The following is a 16,098-nucleotide window of genomic DNA, read 5'->3' as shown; positions in this document are numbered from 1 at the left end:
ACTTAAAAGGTGTGGCACGTTTTCTTTTCACCCGGTTCTATAATTATCTTTTTACAACATAGAACTTGCGAAAAATAGAGTTGACGCTGCTTTGGATTTCCTTTCTGGTAAGGTTGCGGCTGTTCACATCATCGGTGGTCCAGCCCTGCCAGATGGTTTTATCGGTCTTTGCATCAACCATCGTTACGGTCAACGTTCCTTCCCTGACCTCAGCGGTTCCATAATCATATCCCATAAACGACGATGGATAATAAATGGTACCCCAGCGGCGATAGAACGGATTATAGAATACACGCCGGAAAGGGGCCGAGTACACGGGATTCGATTGTTCCCGGGTAGTTTTCTCAACCAGGATGTCATAGCTGATCAATACATCGGGGCGGGTCTTGTCTTCGCGCCACCCTTCTTTTTGCAACCTGGCATTTACCGATTCATGCACATTCCTTTTCATAAAATCATTGTTGTGCCTGTTCTTGCCTTCTTTTTTATCGGTATCTATCCAGGCATAGGTCTTATACCGGCTAAAGTCGGTTGTTTCATCTTTTTCGACATAGGCCGGGGTTGCACAACCAACCGCCAGTACGATGGGTAACATCAGAACCGGGATCGCTTTTAAAACGTTCATATAACTCCTCCTTTTTGGGTTTATATCACCACTATAATTTACGTTGAAAAGAAGGTGCCGGTGTGTAAGGCTTTGTGAAAGTATACTTAAGGAAATGTTAGAGTTAGCGTTGCGGAAACAAGGTTTAAATGGGCCTGATAAGAACCATAAACAACAAACCACAAACTAAAAAAAAGGCAGCCCCTAAGAATAGGGGCTGCGAGTCACATGAGAAAATTATGCAGCAACCGTTGTTGTTCCCGGGCTGATTGCTGCGGCTATGTTTTACCCGGAAAAGATGTATGATAATTTTGAATTATCGTCGTAATAACGTTCAGGAAAGGTTAAATGGTATAGTTCAGGATTGCGCAAAGCCTTCGGCTCAATACTGGTTCTACCCGGTACAACATTTGGAAATTAGCGCAATAAAAAAAGGATTAATAGGTGACCAGCGTGTTAAATGCTGAAAATCTGTGCATTCGCTGGTTAATGGCTTTGCCTGGTGCGGCAATAAATGATAACTGTTTGAAGAAACATTCAATGGAATCTTTCTCATGGCTTTGTTTTTTCGGCTAATACTGAACTATGCTATACAATTGAACAGGTATGCAAGATACAAAGCTCTGCGGATAAAACATTAACGAATGCCAATACATTCAAAATTTACCTGGAAAATAATGAGGTGCATGACAATTTTGACACATAAAGGGGTAATTATGCCTTAAATTCATCAGGGCATTTGGGGATATTGGCCTTCTCTTCTGTTGCTAAAAAATTAAGCACGCAGTGCAGACACCAGGTAACTGATCTTCGAGTGCAGTTCTTCCGGCCTGAATGGCTTATGAATAAAATCGGTAAACCCTTTTTGAAGCAGGTCATCCTGCATATTATCATATACCGCAGCTGTAAAGGCCACGGCAGGAATGGAAGCGTTGATCTTACGTATTTCTTTCAGGGCGGTTGCGCCATCCATTTCAGGCATTTCAAGATCTATCAGCAACAGATCGAACGATCCTTTTTTAAATTGGGCCAGCGCATCGCGGCCATTGGTAGCTTCGCTCACCTTTATACCCCATTTGGTAAGAAACCGTTTGGCTATCGACAGGTTCACCGGATTGTCCTCTGCGATCAGCAACCGTATCCCTTCCAGCGAATCGAGGTGTTTGCCGTTCTCTTCGTTGATGTATTGTTTGCGATTCTCACAGATCTTCAGCTCAACCGTAAAATGAAATGCGCTGCCTTTTCCTTCCTCGCTTTCGAGCAGCAGATCGCTGTTGAACATATTCACGATCCGTTTGGTAATGGCCAGTCCCAATCCCGTGCCGCCGTATTTACGTGTAGTATTTACATCGGCCTGGGTAAAACTGTCGAAGATCTCTTTGTGTTTGTTCTTCGGTATGCCGATACCCGTATCCATTACGATAAACTGCAGGGTAGATTTGGCGCTCGATGAAAACAACCGGCGCACCGCCATCGTTATGCTGCCCTGGTGGGTAAATTTAAGCGAGTTGGCCAGCAGGTTACTGAGCACCTGGTTCAGCCTGGTTTCATCGGTATAAAATTCAAGATCGAGACGATCGTCGATATCAACTTTGAACTCGAGCCCTTTTGATTTTATCTGCGGCGCAAACTGGGTGGCCAGCTTTTGCATGAACTCTTTAATATTTACCGGCACATCGGCCAATTCAACCTTGCCGGCCTCCATTTTATTATAATCCAGAATGTCGTTAATGAGCATCATCATATGCTCTGAAGAGAACTTGAGGATATCGAGGTGTTGGTCCTGCGTTGGCAAATGCTCTTCCTGCAGCAATAGATTCGAGGCCCCAATGATGCCATTCAGCGGCGTACGCAGCTCATGGCTCATGTTACTGAGGAAGCGTGATTTGGTTCTGGCGGCAGATTCGGCTTTTTCCTTGGCCTTCATCAGTTCAAACTCGGCCATTTTCACGTTCGAAACATCGAGGATACTGATCTTTGTGTAACCGGTATCCTTATAAGTAAAAGGAACAACACTTACAAACCCATAAAACGTTCTGCCGGTTTTGGCCGTAAGGGTTAACTCACCCTGCCAGGGCCGCGACTCACCCGACAACTGCTCCTTAATAGAATTGAATTGTTTTACCTGGTGCTCTTCGAACCAGTTCTCGATGTTTGTACCCTCGATCTCCCTTTTCTCATTTACCTCGAATAACTCAAGCGCACGTTTATTACAACTGGCAATGATGTTCGTTTGATGGTAAATAATGAATACCCCGTCGAGCGAGGTATTGAAGATGGTATCACCAAATGTTTTTTCCTGCAGAATGGCCACCTCATTGTCTTTATTCACCCGTAGAATTGAATAGGAGAAAATGATGGTCATAGCCAGCGAGATCACCAGGTTACCGCTGTACAACTGGGCGTATAATGTTTCATTGATGGTTTGTATGTTATTTACATACGGACATATCTTTACACACGCCAGGGATGCTATAACAGTGATGGAGTAAACAGAGATCAGTTCTTTGAAGTTGCGGCGGATACTAACCACGAACGTTAGCACCACGAAGTAAGGAAAGTACAGCAGGTACTCCCCTGCCCGCAGCCCTTCGATATAACATATTACAATTAAGTACAGGTTTATATTTACCACCGCAATGATGCGTCCTGTTTCCAGTCTTCGCCGGGAACCAAAATAAAATGCAAGCAGAAAGAAATAAGCGGAGGTGATATTTACTAACGCACTTATATAAAGTTTGTGGTAGAAGTAGGAGAATACCTGAAAAAAATTGAGCAACAGGGCGAGCAGGATAAACTGGTTGAAGCGGATGATCCTTTTTCGTAGTTCCTTAGAAACACCCTCATGTAAACCAGAATGAACTATCTCCCTGTAAATAGAGTAGATCAGATATAATATTTTCTCCTTCATAGAGTTATTGGATTAGAACGAAAGGTTCTATTCTACGGACAACTAATTTAACGAAAAAATGGATAAACTATTTTCCTATGAGCGGATCAAATTTCTCTAAAAAATTCATTTTCAACGAAAAAATTGATAGCGAATATCTTTATAGCCTGTATGAAGATGATTACCAGTACATAGAAGAAATATATCAAACCACCCTCACGCATTTTGACGAGGACTTCAACGCAATACAACGGGCATACGAAACTAATAATATATCTGACCTCAAAAAGGCAATACACAAAATGAAACCAACGTTTGGGTTTGTTGGTTTGACGTTAGTACAACATATTTGTAAAGTTTTTGAAGATTTTTGTCAAAAAGCAACTTCTTCAAATGAATTAACGTCAGAATATCAGCAAATTGTGGTTACATTAGCGGAGAGTAAGGAGCTGATCGCATCGGAGTACAACAAGTTGAAAGAATTCAATTCCAATTTTTTATGAAATGGACCTGTGTCATTGTTGAAGATTTACAGGTAGCTGCCGACTATTTGGTGAAATGCTGCGAAAAGAGTGCGCTGTTACAAGTGAAAGGTCACTTCACAAATGTTGAGCAGGCACTTGAATATCTGAATAAAAACTCTGTTGACGTTTTGTTCCTGGATGTTGAAATGCCCGGCGCTACCGGGTTCGACCTGCTCGACCAGCTTGCCTACTATCCCAAAGTAATTCTTACCACCTCCAAATCAGAATACGCTTATAACGCTTTTGAGTACAATGTAACCGACTTTCTTAAAAAGCCGTTTACCTATCAACGTTTCCAGGAAGCGCTGAATAAACTCACCACACCGGCCGGCGATAACAATATCAGCAGCACGGCCACCGACCATATTTTTATTAAATGCGACGGCAAACTGGTTCGGTTAAACAACGATGATATACTCTTTATTGAAAGCATGGGCGATTATGTAAAGTTCGTAACCTTCGACAAAAAGTATATTACTCACAATACCATCAAGAACCTCGAAGAAAAAGTGAACCGCCAGACCTTCATCAAAGTGCATCGCTCTTACATAATAAACATCAACAAGATAGACGATATCCGCGAAAACGATCTGTTTATCAAAGGGAACGAAATACCAGTAAGTAAAGCCCACAAGGCCGACGTATTAAAGCGTTTAAACATCATTTGAACTTCATCGAAACTTTCTTTCTGTTTACCGGCATAATACCCCCAAAGAGCTAATATTTTTCTCTTTGCCGGTTTGCGTAACCATCTTTGTTATAACAAAATAGCCCCTAAACGCAGAACCATATATACTGTGTAACTTATTAATTGTGACGGTTATCAATTATAAACCCTATCCTTAAAACGGAAGAACAAACAAAGTGGAATCCATACGCTATAAAAATAGTGTTAACTAAATCTCCAGCCTGCTCATGATACGGATTTCATTAAAAAGACGCCCCGGCTCAAAAGCCGGGGTTTCTTTTTATAAACAGGTGAATAACAGGCGATCTCCCAACTGGCCGTTTTAAGTGTAAAAAACACATGCTATATTTTTTTACACATTAGCACAGAGTTTTCCACCTAAAAATCGAAGGTTTCCCCTTATTTGTCGAATAAAGTTGATATAAGCATAAAGATTAATCATCTTTGTTAAAGATCAGAATATCCTGTTAAAAACCAAAGCCCTGTTAAAAGGGAAAATCCGGTAAAAGGCGTCACGGAGCCTGAATATCTTAGTAAAACCAACCCGTTTTGTATCCAACAATCCATGAAAACCAACAAAAAAATCTCCTCGAGAAAAAACCCTAAACATCCGATCCGATGAAAAGACCAAACAGTTAAGATCCATTTATCTGAAAGGAGAACCTAAAGAAAATCTGAGCCTATAGATGAATTAAATTTTACTTAGAGACTACCCAAAGATTATTGAATTTAAAAACCGCCCCGTGAGGCGGTTTTTGTTTTACCCCAGCCCTGGCCGGGTTTTTCAGTTAATAGCGTAGTTGAAGGTAAAGATCCCTCCTTCCTCGTCAACTCGTCAACTGCCAACTATGTCAACCCAATCTCATAATGCAACTCCGGTATCTCTACATCGGTAAATCCTTTCTTAATTAACCGCTGCCTGAACTGCTGCTGCACATTGTATTCGCCATGCACCAGGAACAAACGTTTTACATCACGGGGTTCCTGACAGGCCAGGAACTGGCTCAGGTCTTCATAATCACCATGCGCGCTCATACTGTGAATGGCAGCTACTTCGGCATGCACTTCATGCATCACGCCAAAAATATGCACCTCCTTTCTGCCCGATAACAGCCGGCCGCCCAATGAGTCGGGCTCGCAATAACCGGTCATTAAAATCGTATTGCGGCTATTCTCGATGTTGTTACTGATATGGTGTTTTACTCTTCCGGCTTCGGCCATTCCGCTGGCAGAAATGATAACGCAGGGCTCGTTGCGGAAATTCAGCAGCTTCGACTCCTGCACGGTTTTTACAAACTTCATTCCTTTGAATGCAAAGGGATCTGAATCGGACTCCAGCACCTTTTGAATACTTTTGTTGAAATACCGCGGATACCGTTTAACCAGCTCCGTTGTTTTTACGCTCAGCGGGCTATCTACAAAATAATCCAGATCGGGCAGGCGGCGTTCCAGCTCCAGCTGATTTAAATGATACAGCAACTCCTGCGTACGGCCCACGCTGAATGCGGGGATGATCAGTTTTCCTTTCTTCTGCAAACAGGTTTTCTCTATCCACTGCAACAACTGGTCGGGTGTCGTTTGGTTCAACTCGTGCAGGCTGTTGCCGTACGTTGATTCAATTATAATATAGTCGGCTTGCGGGAACACCGCCGGCGACCGCAGGATCACATCGCGGTAACGGCCTACATCGCCACTGAATGTTATTTGGGTTACTTTGCCATCCTCTTTCACTTTCAGGTTCACTACTGCGCTGCCGATGATATGGCCGGCATCGGTATACATCAGTTCAACAAACTCATCTATTGCATGCCATTGTCCGTAATCAACCGCTTTAAAGAACTGAAATGACTCTTCTGCATCTTTTACGGTATACAATGGCTGCAGGTACGGCTGGCGCTCCGCCGCTCTTTTCTTGTTCAGGTACTTTACATCGTCTTCCTGTATTTCGGCAGAATCTACCAACAGGATCTGTGTAAGATCTTTGGTTGCCGGCGTACAGTAAATATTACCGGTAAACCCATCGGCCGTAAGTTTGGGTATGAGGCCGCTGTGATCGATGTGTGCATGCGATAATATAAGATGATCCACCTCCGACGGATTAAAACCCCAATGCCGGTTCAAATTACTGGTAGCCTTGCCCAACCCCTGGAACATTCCACAATCGAGTAAATACTTTCTGCCGTTATTCAGCATTAGCAAATGCTTTGATCCGGTAACGGTACGCGCGGCACCGTGAAATGCGATCTTCATTATAGTAAAAAGTTTTAAGTTCTAAGTTTTAAGTCCTTTTCTATCGGAACTCAAAAGTATTTGCCAACCTTGCTTTCGGCGTCAGGCTTGCTGCCGCTTTTTTGCCTTGTTGCTTCTATGCCTTTGCCCTGAACGACCATGTTATCAAACACTCCGCTACTTTTTCTCCCTGCGCATTGATGCCCGCAGATGTTGTGACGCAGGTTTGCGGTTCACCGGTTGCAATGGCTTTTTCAACAACGCTTAACAACAGATCGCCGTCCCTACACTCAAACCGGGTGCGGCCGGTAGCCTTTTTAAAATAGGCCGCTTCAAACTTCACCACCAGCATCGATACGGCCGGTTTGCGGTTGCTGACATGCGCCATGGCCAGGGAACCCGTGCTCATTTCTGCGGCCATGGCCAGGCAGGCAAAATAGGTAGATCGAAAGGGATTTTGCGAGAACCATTTATAGGGAACCGTTACCACGCAATGCTTTTCATCGATCTCCCTGATGCGAACACCCGAAAAGAAAGCCGCCGGCAATTTCCACAGCAGGAACAACCTGAACAATACCGGGTTATTAAGTCGTTGTATGAATTTATTTGCAGGCATAAAAAAGTTATTGAGTTATTCAGTTATTGAGTTATTTAGTTATTCAGTTTTAACTGGCTGCTATTTGCAAAAGCATAAACCCAACAACACATGAACTTAACTTACTAACTGAACAACTCAATAACTTTTTCTCAGTGAATGTAAATAAAAATCCCGACGGAAACCGTCGGGACAATTTATAAAACTTCAATCTGATTTTTGAGCAGGTCTTCAAACTCATCGCGTTTGCGAATAAGATGGGGCTTGCCATCCTTTACCATCACTTCTGCAGGTTTCAGGCGGGAGTTGAAGTTCGACGACATTTCAAACCCATAGGCGCCGGCATTGTAAAACACCAGGTAATCGCCTTCCCGCACCTCGTGCAGTTTGCGGTCCCAAGCAAACGTATCGGTTTCGCAAATATTTCCAACCACGGTATAGATCCTTTCCGGACCGTTGGGGTTGGTGATATTTTCAATATGGTGGTACGCCTCATAGAACATGGGGCGGATAAGGTGATTGAACCCGCTGTTAACACCGGCAAACACGGTGGCCGGGGTTTGTTTTACCACATTTGTTTTTACTATAAAGTAACCACACTGGCTTACCAGGTATTTGCCCGGTTCAAACCATACCTGCAGTTTCCTGCCGGTCTCCTTCTCAAAGTTTTTGAACGCCACTGCCATCTTCTGGCCAAGGGTGGCCACATCCGTTTCGGGATCATCGGGCTGATACGGCACTTTAAATCCGCTGCCGAGGTCAATGAACTCGAGGTCGGGGAAATGGCTGGTGATCTCGAACATCACTTCCAGCCCTTCGAGAAAAACGCCAATGTCTTTGATCTCACTACCGGTATGCATGTGCACGCCGGTCACTTTGATTTTGGTGCTTTTTACAATGCGCTCGATATGCCTGATCTGGTGAATGGAAATACCGAACTTGCTATCTACGTGACCGGTAGAAATTTTAAAGTTACCGCCGGCCATGATATGCGGATTGAGCCGGATGCAAACCGGATAACTGCTGCCAAACTTATTGCCAAACTGCTCTAAAATAGAAATGTTGTCGATATTGAGATTTACACCCAGTTCCTTCGCTGCCACTATCTCCTGAAAGTCGACACAATTGGGGGTGTACAAAATATTCTTTGGGTCGAAGCCTGCCTTCAGGGCCAGCTTCACTTCATAAATGCTCACACAATCAACACCTGCGCCAAGGCTGTTTACATACTTTAAAACATTAATATTGGTAAGGGCCTTGCAGGCATAGTAAAAACGGGCATTGATCTTTTCAAAACCCTTCTTCAGCTTTTCGTATTGTTCTTTTATTTTTTCGGCATGGTACACATACAACGGGGTACCGTATTCATTCGCTAACTGAATTAAAAACTCTCTTGATAATTGCTGTGACATAGTATGCGAATATAAGAACAAAAATGCTGAACGCAGAACGCAAAAGGCAGAACGCCCTTCCCGGATATCGGGCAATCTGTAACCTTTCGGGAATCATCCACTGCGGGATGTAGCGTTTAGCGTTAAGCCTTAAGCGTTCCGCAAAAAAAATGCGCATTCGCCGGTAGCAAATGCGCATAATCTATAAAAATGTACTTTTTACTTTTTTTCTTCGTCCTTATCCTCACCGGCCGAATCGCCTTCTTCATCCTCATCGTCAGTAGCTTCCTCTTCGCCGTCCACCTCTTCTTCTTCCTCGTCGTCGCCCTCCTCTTCTTCGTCCTCATCCATTTCATCCTCTTCCTCTTCAGCGTCATCCGCTTCCTCGTCCTCATCGGCTTCTTCCTCTTCCGGTTCGTCGTTGTGCTCTTCTATCAGTTCGCCGTCTTCGTCAACTTTAAAGGATACTGAGCCGTCTTCATTAAGTACTTCTTCCTCTTCTTCTTCCGGTGTAATGTATGCTTCCTCTTCTTCAAACCCTTCATCTTCCGACGCTTCTTCTTCATCGTAGCCTTCTTCAGCAATTTCATCCAGCACGTCATCAGCTTCCTCATCGAGGGCATCCGCTTCTCCGGCTATTTCCGATTCATCGGTTTCCTGTTCGTACGTACCTTCAGCGCCTTCTGCATCTTCCGATCCCTCTTCACTAAATGTGATCTCTGTACCATTCAGGTAAGTGCCATTGGCCGATGGAGCGGCTTCCTCTTCGGCAGCTTCGTTTTCAGCAGCGGTTTCAATAGCAGCTTCACTAACTGCGGTGGGCGCTACTATTGTGTCGTCGAAAACCTCTTTCAGTTTTGGAAGGTCATCGGTCGAATTCAAACCGAAGTAATCCATGAAGTTTTTCGAAGTACCGTATACCAGGGGATGACCGGGCATATTTTCATTCCGGCCTGTTATTACGATAAGATCTTTTTCAAGTAATTTCTGAATGGCATAATCGCTGCTTACCCCCCTGATGGCCTCTATTTCAGATTTGGTCACCGGTTGTTTATAAGCCACGATACTCAAAGTTTCCAGGGCCGCTGTAGATAAGCGTTTCAGGAATTTTTCACCGTTCAACTGGGCAACGGTCTTATGATAATCTTTTTTGGTGAGGAACTGCCAACCACCGCCACTCTCACGCACTTCAAAGGGATAGAACTCGGCCTTATATTTCTCGAGGATCCCTTCAATGGCAGATTCAATCTGATCGAGCATGATCTTATCCTCCATAAAGCCAAAGGCATTATTGATGAGGTCAGTGATCTCCAGTGTTGTCAATGGCTTTTCACTGGCAAAGATCAACGCTTCAATATGAGGTATCAGGTTGGAAATTTCCATCATTAAAGTTTATGGTAATGACCTGCAGCCAATAGCTATAGCACCACTGCAGATCATAACTGTCTTAACCCTGTAATGCCGCAGCGCCGCTCACAATTTCTGTAAGCTCGGTAGTGATGGCTGCCTGGCGGGCCCGGTTGTATGATATTTTATAGTGCTTTAATAATTCGTTGGCATTTTCGCTGGCTTTATCCATTGCGGTCATCCGGGCGCCATGCTCTGAAGCATTGGCATCGAGCACCGCTTTGTACAACTGAGTGTTCAGGATCTTTGGCATCAGCTCGGCGATCAGCTCTTCTTTGGCGGGTTCGTAAATGAAGTCGCTTTTTTTAGCGCCGTCTTTCTTTTCAACTTTAGGAATGGGCAGGAAGCGTTCTACCGCAAACCGTTGAACGGCAGCATTACGGAATTCGCTATATACTAATTCAATTACATCATATTCCTTTGCCTCGAAAGCTTTTACAGCGGCCTGGGCGGCAGCCTGTACATTTTCGAATTTCAGGTTCAGGAAAAGATCTTTATAGGTATCTGTAACCTTGAATTTGTTCTTCTGGAAAAACTCATAGCCTTTTTTACCAATGGCCCATACGTGTAAGGTGCCTTTGGCATTCTGGGCAGCATATTTTTCATGGATCACGTTACGGGCAGCTTTAATAACGTTGGCATTATACGCGCCGCACAACCCACGATCGCTGGTAATAACGATCAGCAATACTTTTTCAACAGGGCGTTCTACAGCAAGCGTCATGCTTGTATCGCCATCGGTACTACTTACGATATTGCTAAGTACCTCCTGCAGCTTACGTGCATATGGACGCATCTGGATAATGGCATCCTGGGCTTTTCTCAATTTGGCAGCGCTTACCATTTTCATTGCCTTGGTAATCTGCTGCATATTCTGTGTAGCCTTGATCTTATTACGAACTTCTTTTAACTGACCTGCCATATTGCAAAGTTGATGAGTTGTTCACTACCAGGCAAATTGCTTCATAATTCATTAATTTTCAACACTCTATATTCAACAAACCTACCTGTAGTTTTAATCGGCTGCAAAGGTAGCGGAAAGCGGCCAAAATTCCACGTGCAGTTTAAAATTCCCTTCCCCCAACCCCTGCAGGAGAGTTTAGGCCCCTTGCGGGTTCCAGGCGACAGGTTCGGGGTTTCAGGGTCGGGGTTTCAGATCCCCGGTTTCAGGGCAGGCCTGGCCGGCCAGCTACCCAAAAACCATAACAAAGCCGGAAACCAGGGTAAGGTGCCATCACGCGCGCAAACGATCTTACCCCATACTTCCTAACCGGCCATGTACCAGAAAATGAGGTGTGTATTTATAATGTTCAAAGATTAAAAACGTTCTAGAAAACCAACAGGCAGTAAACAACAGGCAAATAATGCAGAATGCCCGGTAATGGGCCGGTTTTGTCAATAGCCAATGGCCCGTTGCCAATTGTATTTCATGTAATTCATGTATTTGACAGATTTTTTCAGCATTTTTGTTATAAGATATGGCAAAAAAGAAGAAAGCAGCTAAGGCAGCAAAGTCGGCAAAACCCGTTATTCTGATAACCAATGACGATGGTATAACAGCACCAGGCATACATAACCTGGTAGAAGCAGTGAAAGACCTCGGAAAGATAGTTGTTGTAGCGCCCGATAAACCCCAATCGGGCATGGGACATGCCATTACCATCGGCCAACCCTTACGCCTGAGTGCGGTTAGCACATTTTTCGATGGCGTGGAAGCATACCAGTGCTCCGGCACCCCGGTCGATTGTGTGAAACTGGCTGTAGACAAGATCCTGCGCCGCAAACCGGATCTTTGCCTGAGCGGCATCAACCACGGCGCCAACCACTCTATCAACGTAATATACTCAGGCACCATGTCGGCCGCAGTGGAAGCGGCTATTGAAAGCATTCCCTCGGTAGGTTTTTCTTTACTCGATTATAGCATTGAAGCCGATTTTACCGCTGCACGCCAATACGCCCGTGTTATTGTAGAACAAATGCTGAAGACAACACTCGATAAACATACGGTGCTTAATGTGAACTTTCCCCCCGTTGCACCCGATCTTATAAAAGGGATTCGCATTTGCCGCCAGGCCTATGCGAAATATGAAGAGGACTTTATTGAACGCAACGACCCTAACGGCCGCAAATATTACTGGCTTACCGGTGAATTTGTGAACTTCGACAAAGGAAAAGACACCGATGTGTGGGCCCTCAAAAACAATTACGTGAGCGTTGTACCGGTGCAGTTCGACCTAACCCATTATCAATTGAAAGAAAAGCTAGAAAAAACCTGGAAACTGTAATGTTCAAAAAAGACAACCTCCGCTTTGGCATGTTGCTGGGCTTTATTGCGCCCCTGTTAAGCCTTATCGCCTATTATTTTATCAAGTTCTATCCCTTATTCAGTGTTAGAGACTGTTTAAATTTTATCAGCGAGAATAAAAACCAGATCACCGCCATTTCGGTGCCCTGCCTGATCTTAAATATAGCGTTGTTCACCTTTTACATCAATACTCATCGCGACAAAACCGCCAAAGGCATATTCGCCATTACGATAATATATGCCATAGCAGCGCTGTTGTTGAAGTTCACTCTTTAACTGTAAGGTTTTACCTTAAAAGAAAGAACGGGGATATAACTGCCACAAGCTGCATGCGTTCCGCGAAATGCCGCGATAAGGTATTGGCTTGCAGCCTGAAGCTTGCAGCGTGAAGCTATTTTCTCTTATCTTTACCTCATGCGTTATTATATCATCGCCGGTGAAGCTTCAGGGGATTTGCACGGCAGTAATCTTATCAAAGAGATCAGGAAATCAGATACCGCAGCCAATATCCGGTGCTGGGGGGGCGACAGAATGCAACAGGCAGGTGGCGAACTGGTGAAACATTACCGCAAACTGGCGTTCATGGGTTTCTGGGAAGTGGCCAAAAACATCGGCACCATTCTCAAGAACCTGCAATTCTGCAAAGACGATATCACCAAATACAAACCCGACGCACTTATACTTATCGATTACCCGGGTTTCAACTTACGAATAGCCGAATGGGCCAAACAACAGGGCTACAAGGTCATTTATTATATTTCACCTCAGGTATGGGCCTGGAAAGCAAACCGCGTGCACAAAATGAAAAAGTGCATCGATAAAATGCTGGTGATCCTCCCATTCGAAAAAGATTATTACAAAGACAAATGGAACTGGGATGTTGAATATGTAGGCCATCCCCTGATAGAGGTGGTGGAAGAAGCGCAACTGCAGTCGGGCAGCCTGCCGCTGGCAACCAAACCCATCATTGCTTTATTGCCTGGCAGCCGCAGACAGGAGATCCTGAAAAAGCTGCCCATTATGCTGGAAGTAAGCCGCATCTATCCCGCCTGCCAGTTCATAGTAGCCAAAGCGCCGGGCCAGGAAGACAGCTTTTACGAATCACTGCTTTCCATGTATCCGAATGTATCATCCGTTCGCGACGCCACCTACAACCTGTTATTACAATCAAGGGCTGCCCTGGTAACCTCGGGCACCGCCACGCTGGAAACCGCACTTTTCGGCGTTCCTGAAGTGGTTTGTTACAAAGGCAGCAATATTTCTTACCAGATAGCCAAACGCCTCATCAAGGTAAAATACATTTCGCTGGTAAACCTCATAATGGATAAACCGGTGGTAAAAGAATTGATCCAGAACGAACTAACGCCGGGCAATCTGCGCAGGGAGCTGGATTCCCTGCTTTCCGATACAGCCACGCAGCAACGGTTAAAGGAAGATTACACCAGCCTGCGGCAATTGCTGGGCCAGGGCGGACGTGCTTCAGCCAGGGCGGCAGCCAGCATAGTTGAATATTTGCAGAAAAAATAATAACCGGTTCGTATCCGATCAGCCTGTTGCAGGTTCCATGTCTCATGCGCGGCATGCTCACCGGACTTTAAATTTCCGGCTTTCCTGCAACTGTAACCCTGTACCTGCTTCTCCCAGGTGCGGAACCTACCTTGTTATCAATTTGATAATAATAACAATTATCGCAACCAGGAACATGAACAGCGAGATCCTGTTAATGCCATGCATGTAGCGCATCCAGGGCGTATGTGGTGCGCCGGGGTCGCGTTTTTTTACATAAAAATATTCCTGTAATTGTCTCCAGAATCCCATAATGCAAATTTAATGTGATAATTTGATAATGTGATAATGAAATACAGCTTCCAGCGCAGGCAGTAAATAAAAGCATTTCCACATAATCAAATTATCACATTATCCAATTATCAAACTGGCATCTCTTCCATCCCAAAACACACCGGCTTACCTGAAAGCATTAGTAAATTGACAGACCTAAAAACACATGTATGAAAAAACTCCTGATGGTCCCGATCTTTACGCCAGGTCGTCGACCAGGCACATGACAACCCTGCTCTGTACAACAGCGGCACAACTGACATTACCGATGAACGTCATGTACGGGTTCGTATGCAGCACAGCCTGATCGCCATGCCCCAGAACAATGTGCGCGCCCGCCGCGACGATCCGCGGGTGGGCTATTTCTCCCAGTTCATACACGACCAAACCAGCTGATGATGTATCAAAAGCTTCTGCGCTGTATACGCTGAAGAAGATAAAAACACAACTGGCAACAGCCGTTTCAACCAACGGGGAAACAAAGGCAAACCGCGCCAACCTGTTGTTCCTGATACAAAATGCGCTGGAGACTAAATAATTCATCAAGCGTGGCACACCTTGAAGGTGTGCCATCTCCGGTTTCATCTGGAAGAACCATCCGCCAGGTCTGCCGGCTGGTTCTTTAAAAAACAATAAGGGTGGGTCCGTCCCGGCTTAAGTCGGGACAGCCCACCCTTTTATTTGCTACTAACATCAAAACAACACAAGCAGAACTTACCTGAAAAATCTTGCCAGGGGAAGTGACTTTTTATTACGGCTCATCACTGCTCTCAAACCTTTTTCAATTATATAAACTTTGTCGCGGGGTTCTTCTTCATTCAATGCCAGCGACAGATCGCAATAACCGGTCTGCAGATCGAAGGTCACGATCAGCACAATGACCTTCTGCCCCCAGAAATTGAATGCATTGTTATGCACCAGTTCGAGTGACACTTCTTCAATGTTCTCGTCAAACAGTTCAAAGCCATACTCATCGATAGTGCGCAATTTCTCTTTCCCCTGTTGCTTTTGAATGGTGACGGAAATAAACGGGCTGAGCGGGTTATCCTTTCCCTTCTCGAGGTTTAATAACAGAATACGGGGAATATTCCGGTTAATCCAGGTTTCAATACGTTGAATCAATGCTTTGTCGATTGTGAAAGGGCCCAAATGCTTTTGCAGGCTGAAACGTTGCATAGCTCAATGGTTTTGAGTAAGTGTGTGTGGAATAAATGCTATGCTAATAATCAGAGGCGTTTGCAGGTTAAATATAACCATTAGTTGCCATGTGACAAAATTTTTAACCCTGCCCAAAAGCCCCTTAGGGCAACCGGTCACTGCCTACTGCCTGTTGTCTATTGTCAAATGCCTATTGCTACGTACTATCCCCTATCGTCATTTAAACAATGCAGGCATTCTACACAAAGAGCGCATCCGAAACTTGCAAAGCGCCCTGCTACCGTGCTATTTTTACATCAGAAAGCAGGCAACTGAAACGCATAACGCCAAACGCGAAACGCCAAACGCGGAACATTAAATGCCAAACACGGAACGCAGAAAAAACAGAGAGCAGCATACAGCAGGCGAATTACAAAATTAGTAAGGTAGCGTTAAGCCTTAAGTGTCGTATAGCATAACATAGGATAC

15 protein-coding genes are annotated in these 16,098 nt (G+C 44.7%); 6 read left to right on the top strand and 9 right to left on the bottom strand.

Features of this window, described 5'->3' with window-relative positions; all coding sequences use genetic code 11:
- Positions 1-43: 43 nt before the first annotated feature.
- Entirely contained in the window at positions 44-625 is a 582-nt protein-coding gene (locus tag A4R26_RS19640; protein WP_081166993.1) for a DUF4136 domain-containing protein, read from the bottom strand.
- A gap of 754 nt (positions 626-1,379) precedes the next feature.
- Positions 1,380-3,515, bottom strand: a complete 2,136-nt coding sequence (locus A4R26_RS19635; protein ID WP_081166989.1) for a hybrid sensor histidine kinase/response regulator — start codon at positions 3,513-3,515, stop codon at positions 1,380-1,382.
- Positions 3,516-3,592: 77 nt separating this feature from the next.
- Between A4R26_RS19635 and A4R26_RS19630 the strand changes: the two genes are divergently transcribed.
- Both A4R26_RS19630 and A4R26_RS19625 read left to right on the top strand, forming a co-directional pair.
- Complete coding sequence (locus A4R26_RS19630; protein WP_081166985.1) at positions 3,593-3,997, top strand: Hpt domain-containing protein; 405 nt, start codon at positions 3,593-3,595, stop codon at positions 3,995-3,997.
- Entirely contained in the window at positions 3,994-4,686 is a 693-nt protein-coding gene (locus tag A4R26_RS19625) for a LytR/AlgR family response regulator transcription factor (protein WP_081166982.1), read from the top strand. The genes A4R26_RS19630 and A4R26_RS19625 overlap by 4 nt, the downstream gene beginning before the upstream one ends.
- An 866-nt stretch (positions 4,687-5,552) precedes the next feature.
- Here the strand turns inward: A4R26_RS19625 and A4R26_RS19620 are convergent.
- From A4R26_RS19620 to atpG, 5 genes are all read right to left on the bottom strand, one after another.
- A complete protein-coding gene (locus A4R26_RS19620) occupies positions 5,553-6,956 on the bottom strand; it encodes an MBL fold metallo-hydrolase RNA specificity domain-containing protein (protein WP_081166979.1) in 1,404 nt (467 codons plus the stop codon).
- A gap of 115 nt (positions 6,957-7,071) precedes the next feature.
- On the bottom strand, positions 7,072-7,551 hold the full coding sequence (locus A4R26_RS19615; protein WP_081166976.1) for a DUF4442 domain-containing protein: 480 nt from the start codon (positions 7,549-7,551) through the stop codon (positions 7,072-7,074).
- Positions 7,552-7,727: 176 nt separating this feature from the next.
- Entirely contained in the window at positions 7,728-8,942 is a 1,215-nt protein-coding gene (gene lysA / locus A4R26_RS19610) for a diaminopimelate decarboxylase (protein WP_081166973.1), read from the bottom strand.
- A 198-nt stretch (positions 8,943-9,140) separates the two neighbouring features.
- Positions 9,141-10,307 carry an SMC-Scp complex subunit ScpB gene (gene scpB / locus A4R26_RS19605; RefSeq protein ID WP_242674963.1) on the bottom strand — a complete coding sequence of 389 codons (1,167 nt, stop codon included), beginning with the start codon at positions 10,305-10,307 and terminating at the stop codon, positions 9,141-9,143.
- A gap of 61 nt (positions 10,308-10,368) precedes the next feature.
- Positions 10,369-11,250 (bottom strand): ATP synthase F1 subunit gamma, encoded by an 882-nt coding sequence (gene atpG / locus A4R26_RS19600; RefSeq protein ID WP_081166968.1) that lies wholly within the window; start codon positions 11,248-11,250, stop codon positions 10,369-10,371.
- 556 nt (positions 11,251-11,806) lie between these two features.
- On the opposite strand from atpG, the gene surE reads away from it, so the two are divergent.
- The 3 genes from surE to lpxB all read left to right on the top strand — a co-directional run bounded on the left by surE (position 11,807) and on the right by lpxB (position 14,160).
- On the top strand, positions 11,807-12,613 hold the full coding sequence (gene surE / locus A4R26_RS19590) for a 5'/3'-nucleotidase SurE (RefSeq protein WP_081166951.1): 807 nt from the start codon (positions 11,807-11,809) through the stop codon (positions 12,611-12,613).
- A complete protein-coding gene (locus A4R26_RS19585; RefSeq protein WP_081166949.1) occupies positions 12,613-12,909 on the top strand; it encodes a hypothetical protein in 297 nt (98 codons plus the stop codon). The genes surE and A4R26_RS19585 overlap by 1 nt, the downstream gene beginning before the upstream one ends.
- A gap of 138 nt (positions 12,910-13,047) precedes the next feature.
- Positions 13,048-14,160: a lipid-A-disaccharide synthase gene (gene lpxB / locus A4R26_RS19580; RefSeq protein WP_081167212.1), complete on the top strand. Its 1,113-nt coding sequence runs from the start codon at positions 13,048-13,050 to the stop codon at positions 14,158-14,160.
- 126 nt (positions 14,161-14,286) lie between these two features.
- On the opposite strand, the gene A4R26_RS35060 is transcribed toward lpxB, so the two are convergent.
- Positions 14,287-14,451: a DUF6728 family protein gene (locus tag A4R26_RS35060; RefSeq protein WP_165760343.1), complete on the bottom strand. Its 165-nt coding sequence runs from the start codon at positions 14,449-14,451 to the stop codon at positions 14,287-14,289.
- Between the two features lie 312 nt (positions 14,452-14,763).
- Here A4R26_RS35060 and A4R26_RS36110 point away from each other — a divergent pair, with 312 nt between their 5' ends.
- Positions 14,764-14,868 carry a DUF5117 domain-containing protein gene (locus A4R26_RS36110; protein WP_081166946.1) on the top strand — a complete coding sequence of 35 codons (105 nt, stop codon included), beginning with the start codon at positions 14,764-14,766 and terminating at the stop codon, positions 14,866-14,868.
- A gap of 318 nt (positions 14,869-15,186) precedes the next feature.
- Here A4R26_RS36110 and A4R26_RS19570 read toward each other — a convergent pair whose 3' ends face one another.
- The gene (locus tag A4R26_RS19570; protein WP_081166944.1) at positions 15,187-15,648 is read right to left on the bottom strand and encodes a hypothetical protein; all 462 of its coding nucleotides are present in this window, start codon (positions 15,646-15,648) and stop codon (positions 15,187-15,189) included.
- Positions 15,649-16,098 lie beyond the last annotated feature (450 nt).

Origin of the sequence: Niastella populi, from assembly GCF_002078015.1 — a bacterium.
Classification (GTDB): Bacteria; Bacteroidota; Bacteroidia; order Chitinophagales; family Chitinophagaceae; genus Niastella; species Niastella populi.
Note: the sequence above shows the minus strand (reverse complement) of the source record. Positions and strands in the feature narration are given on the sequence as shown.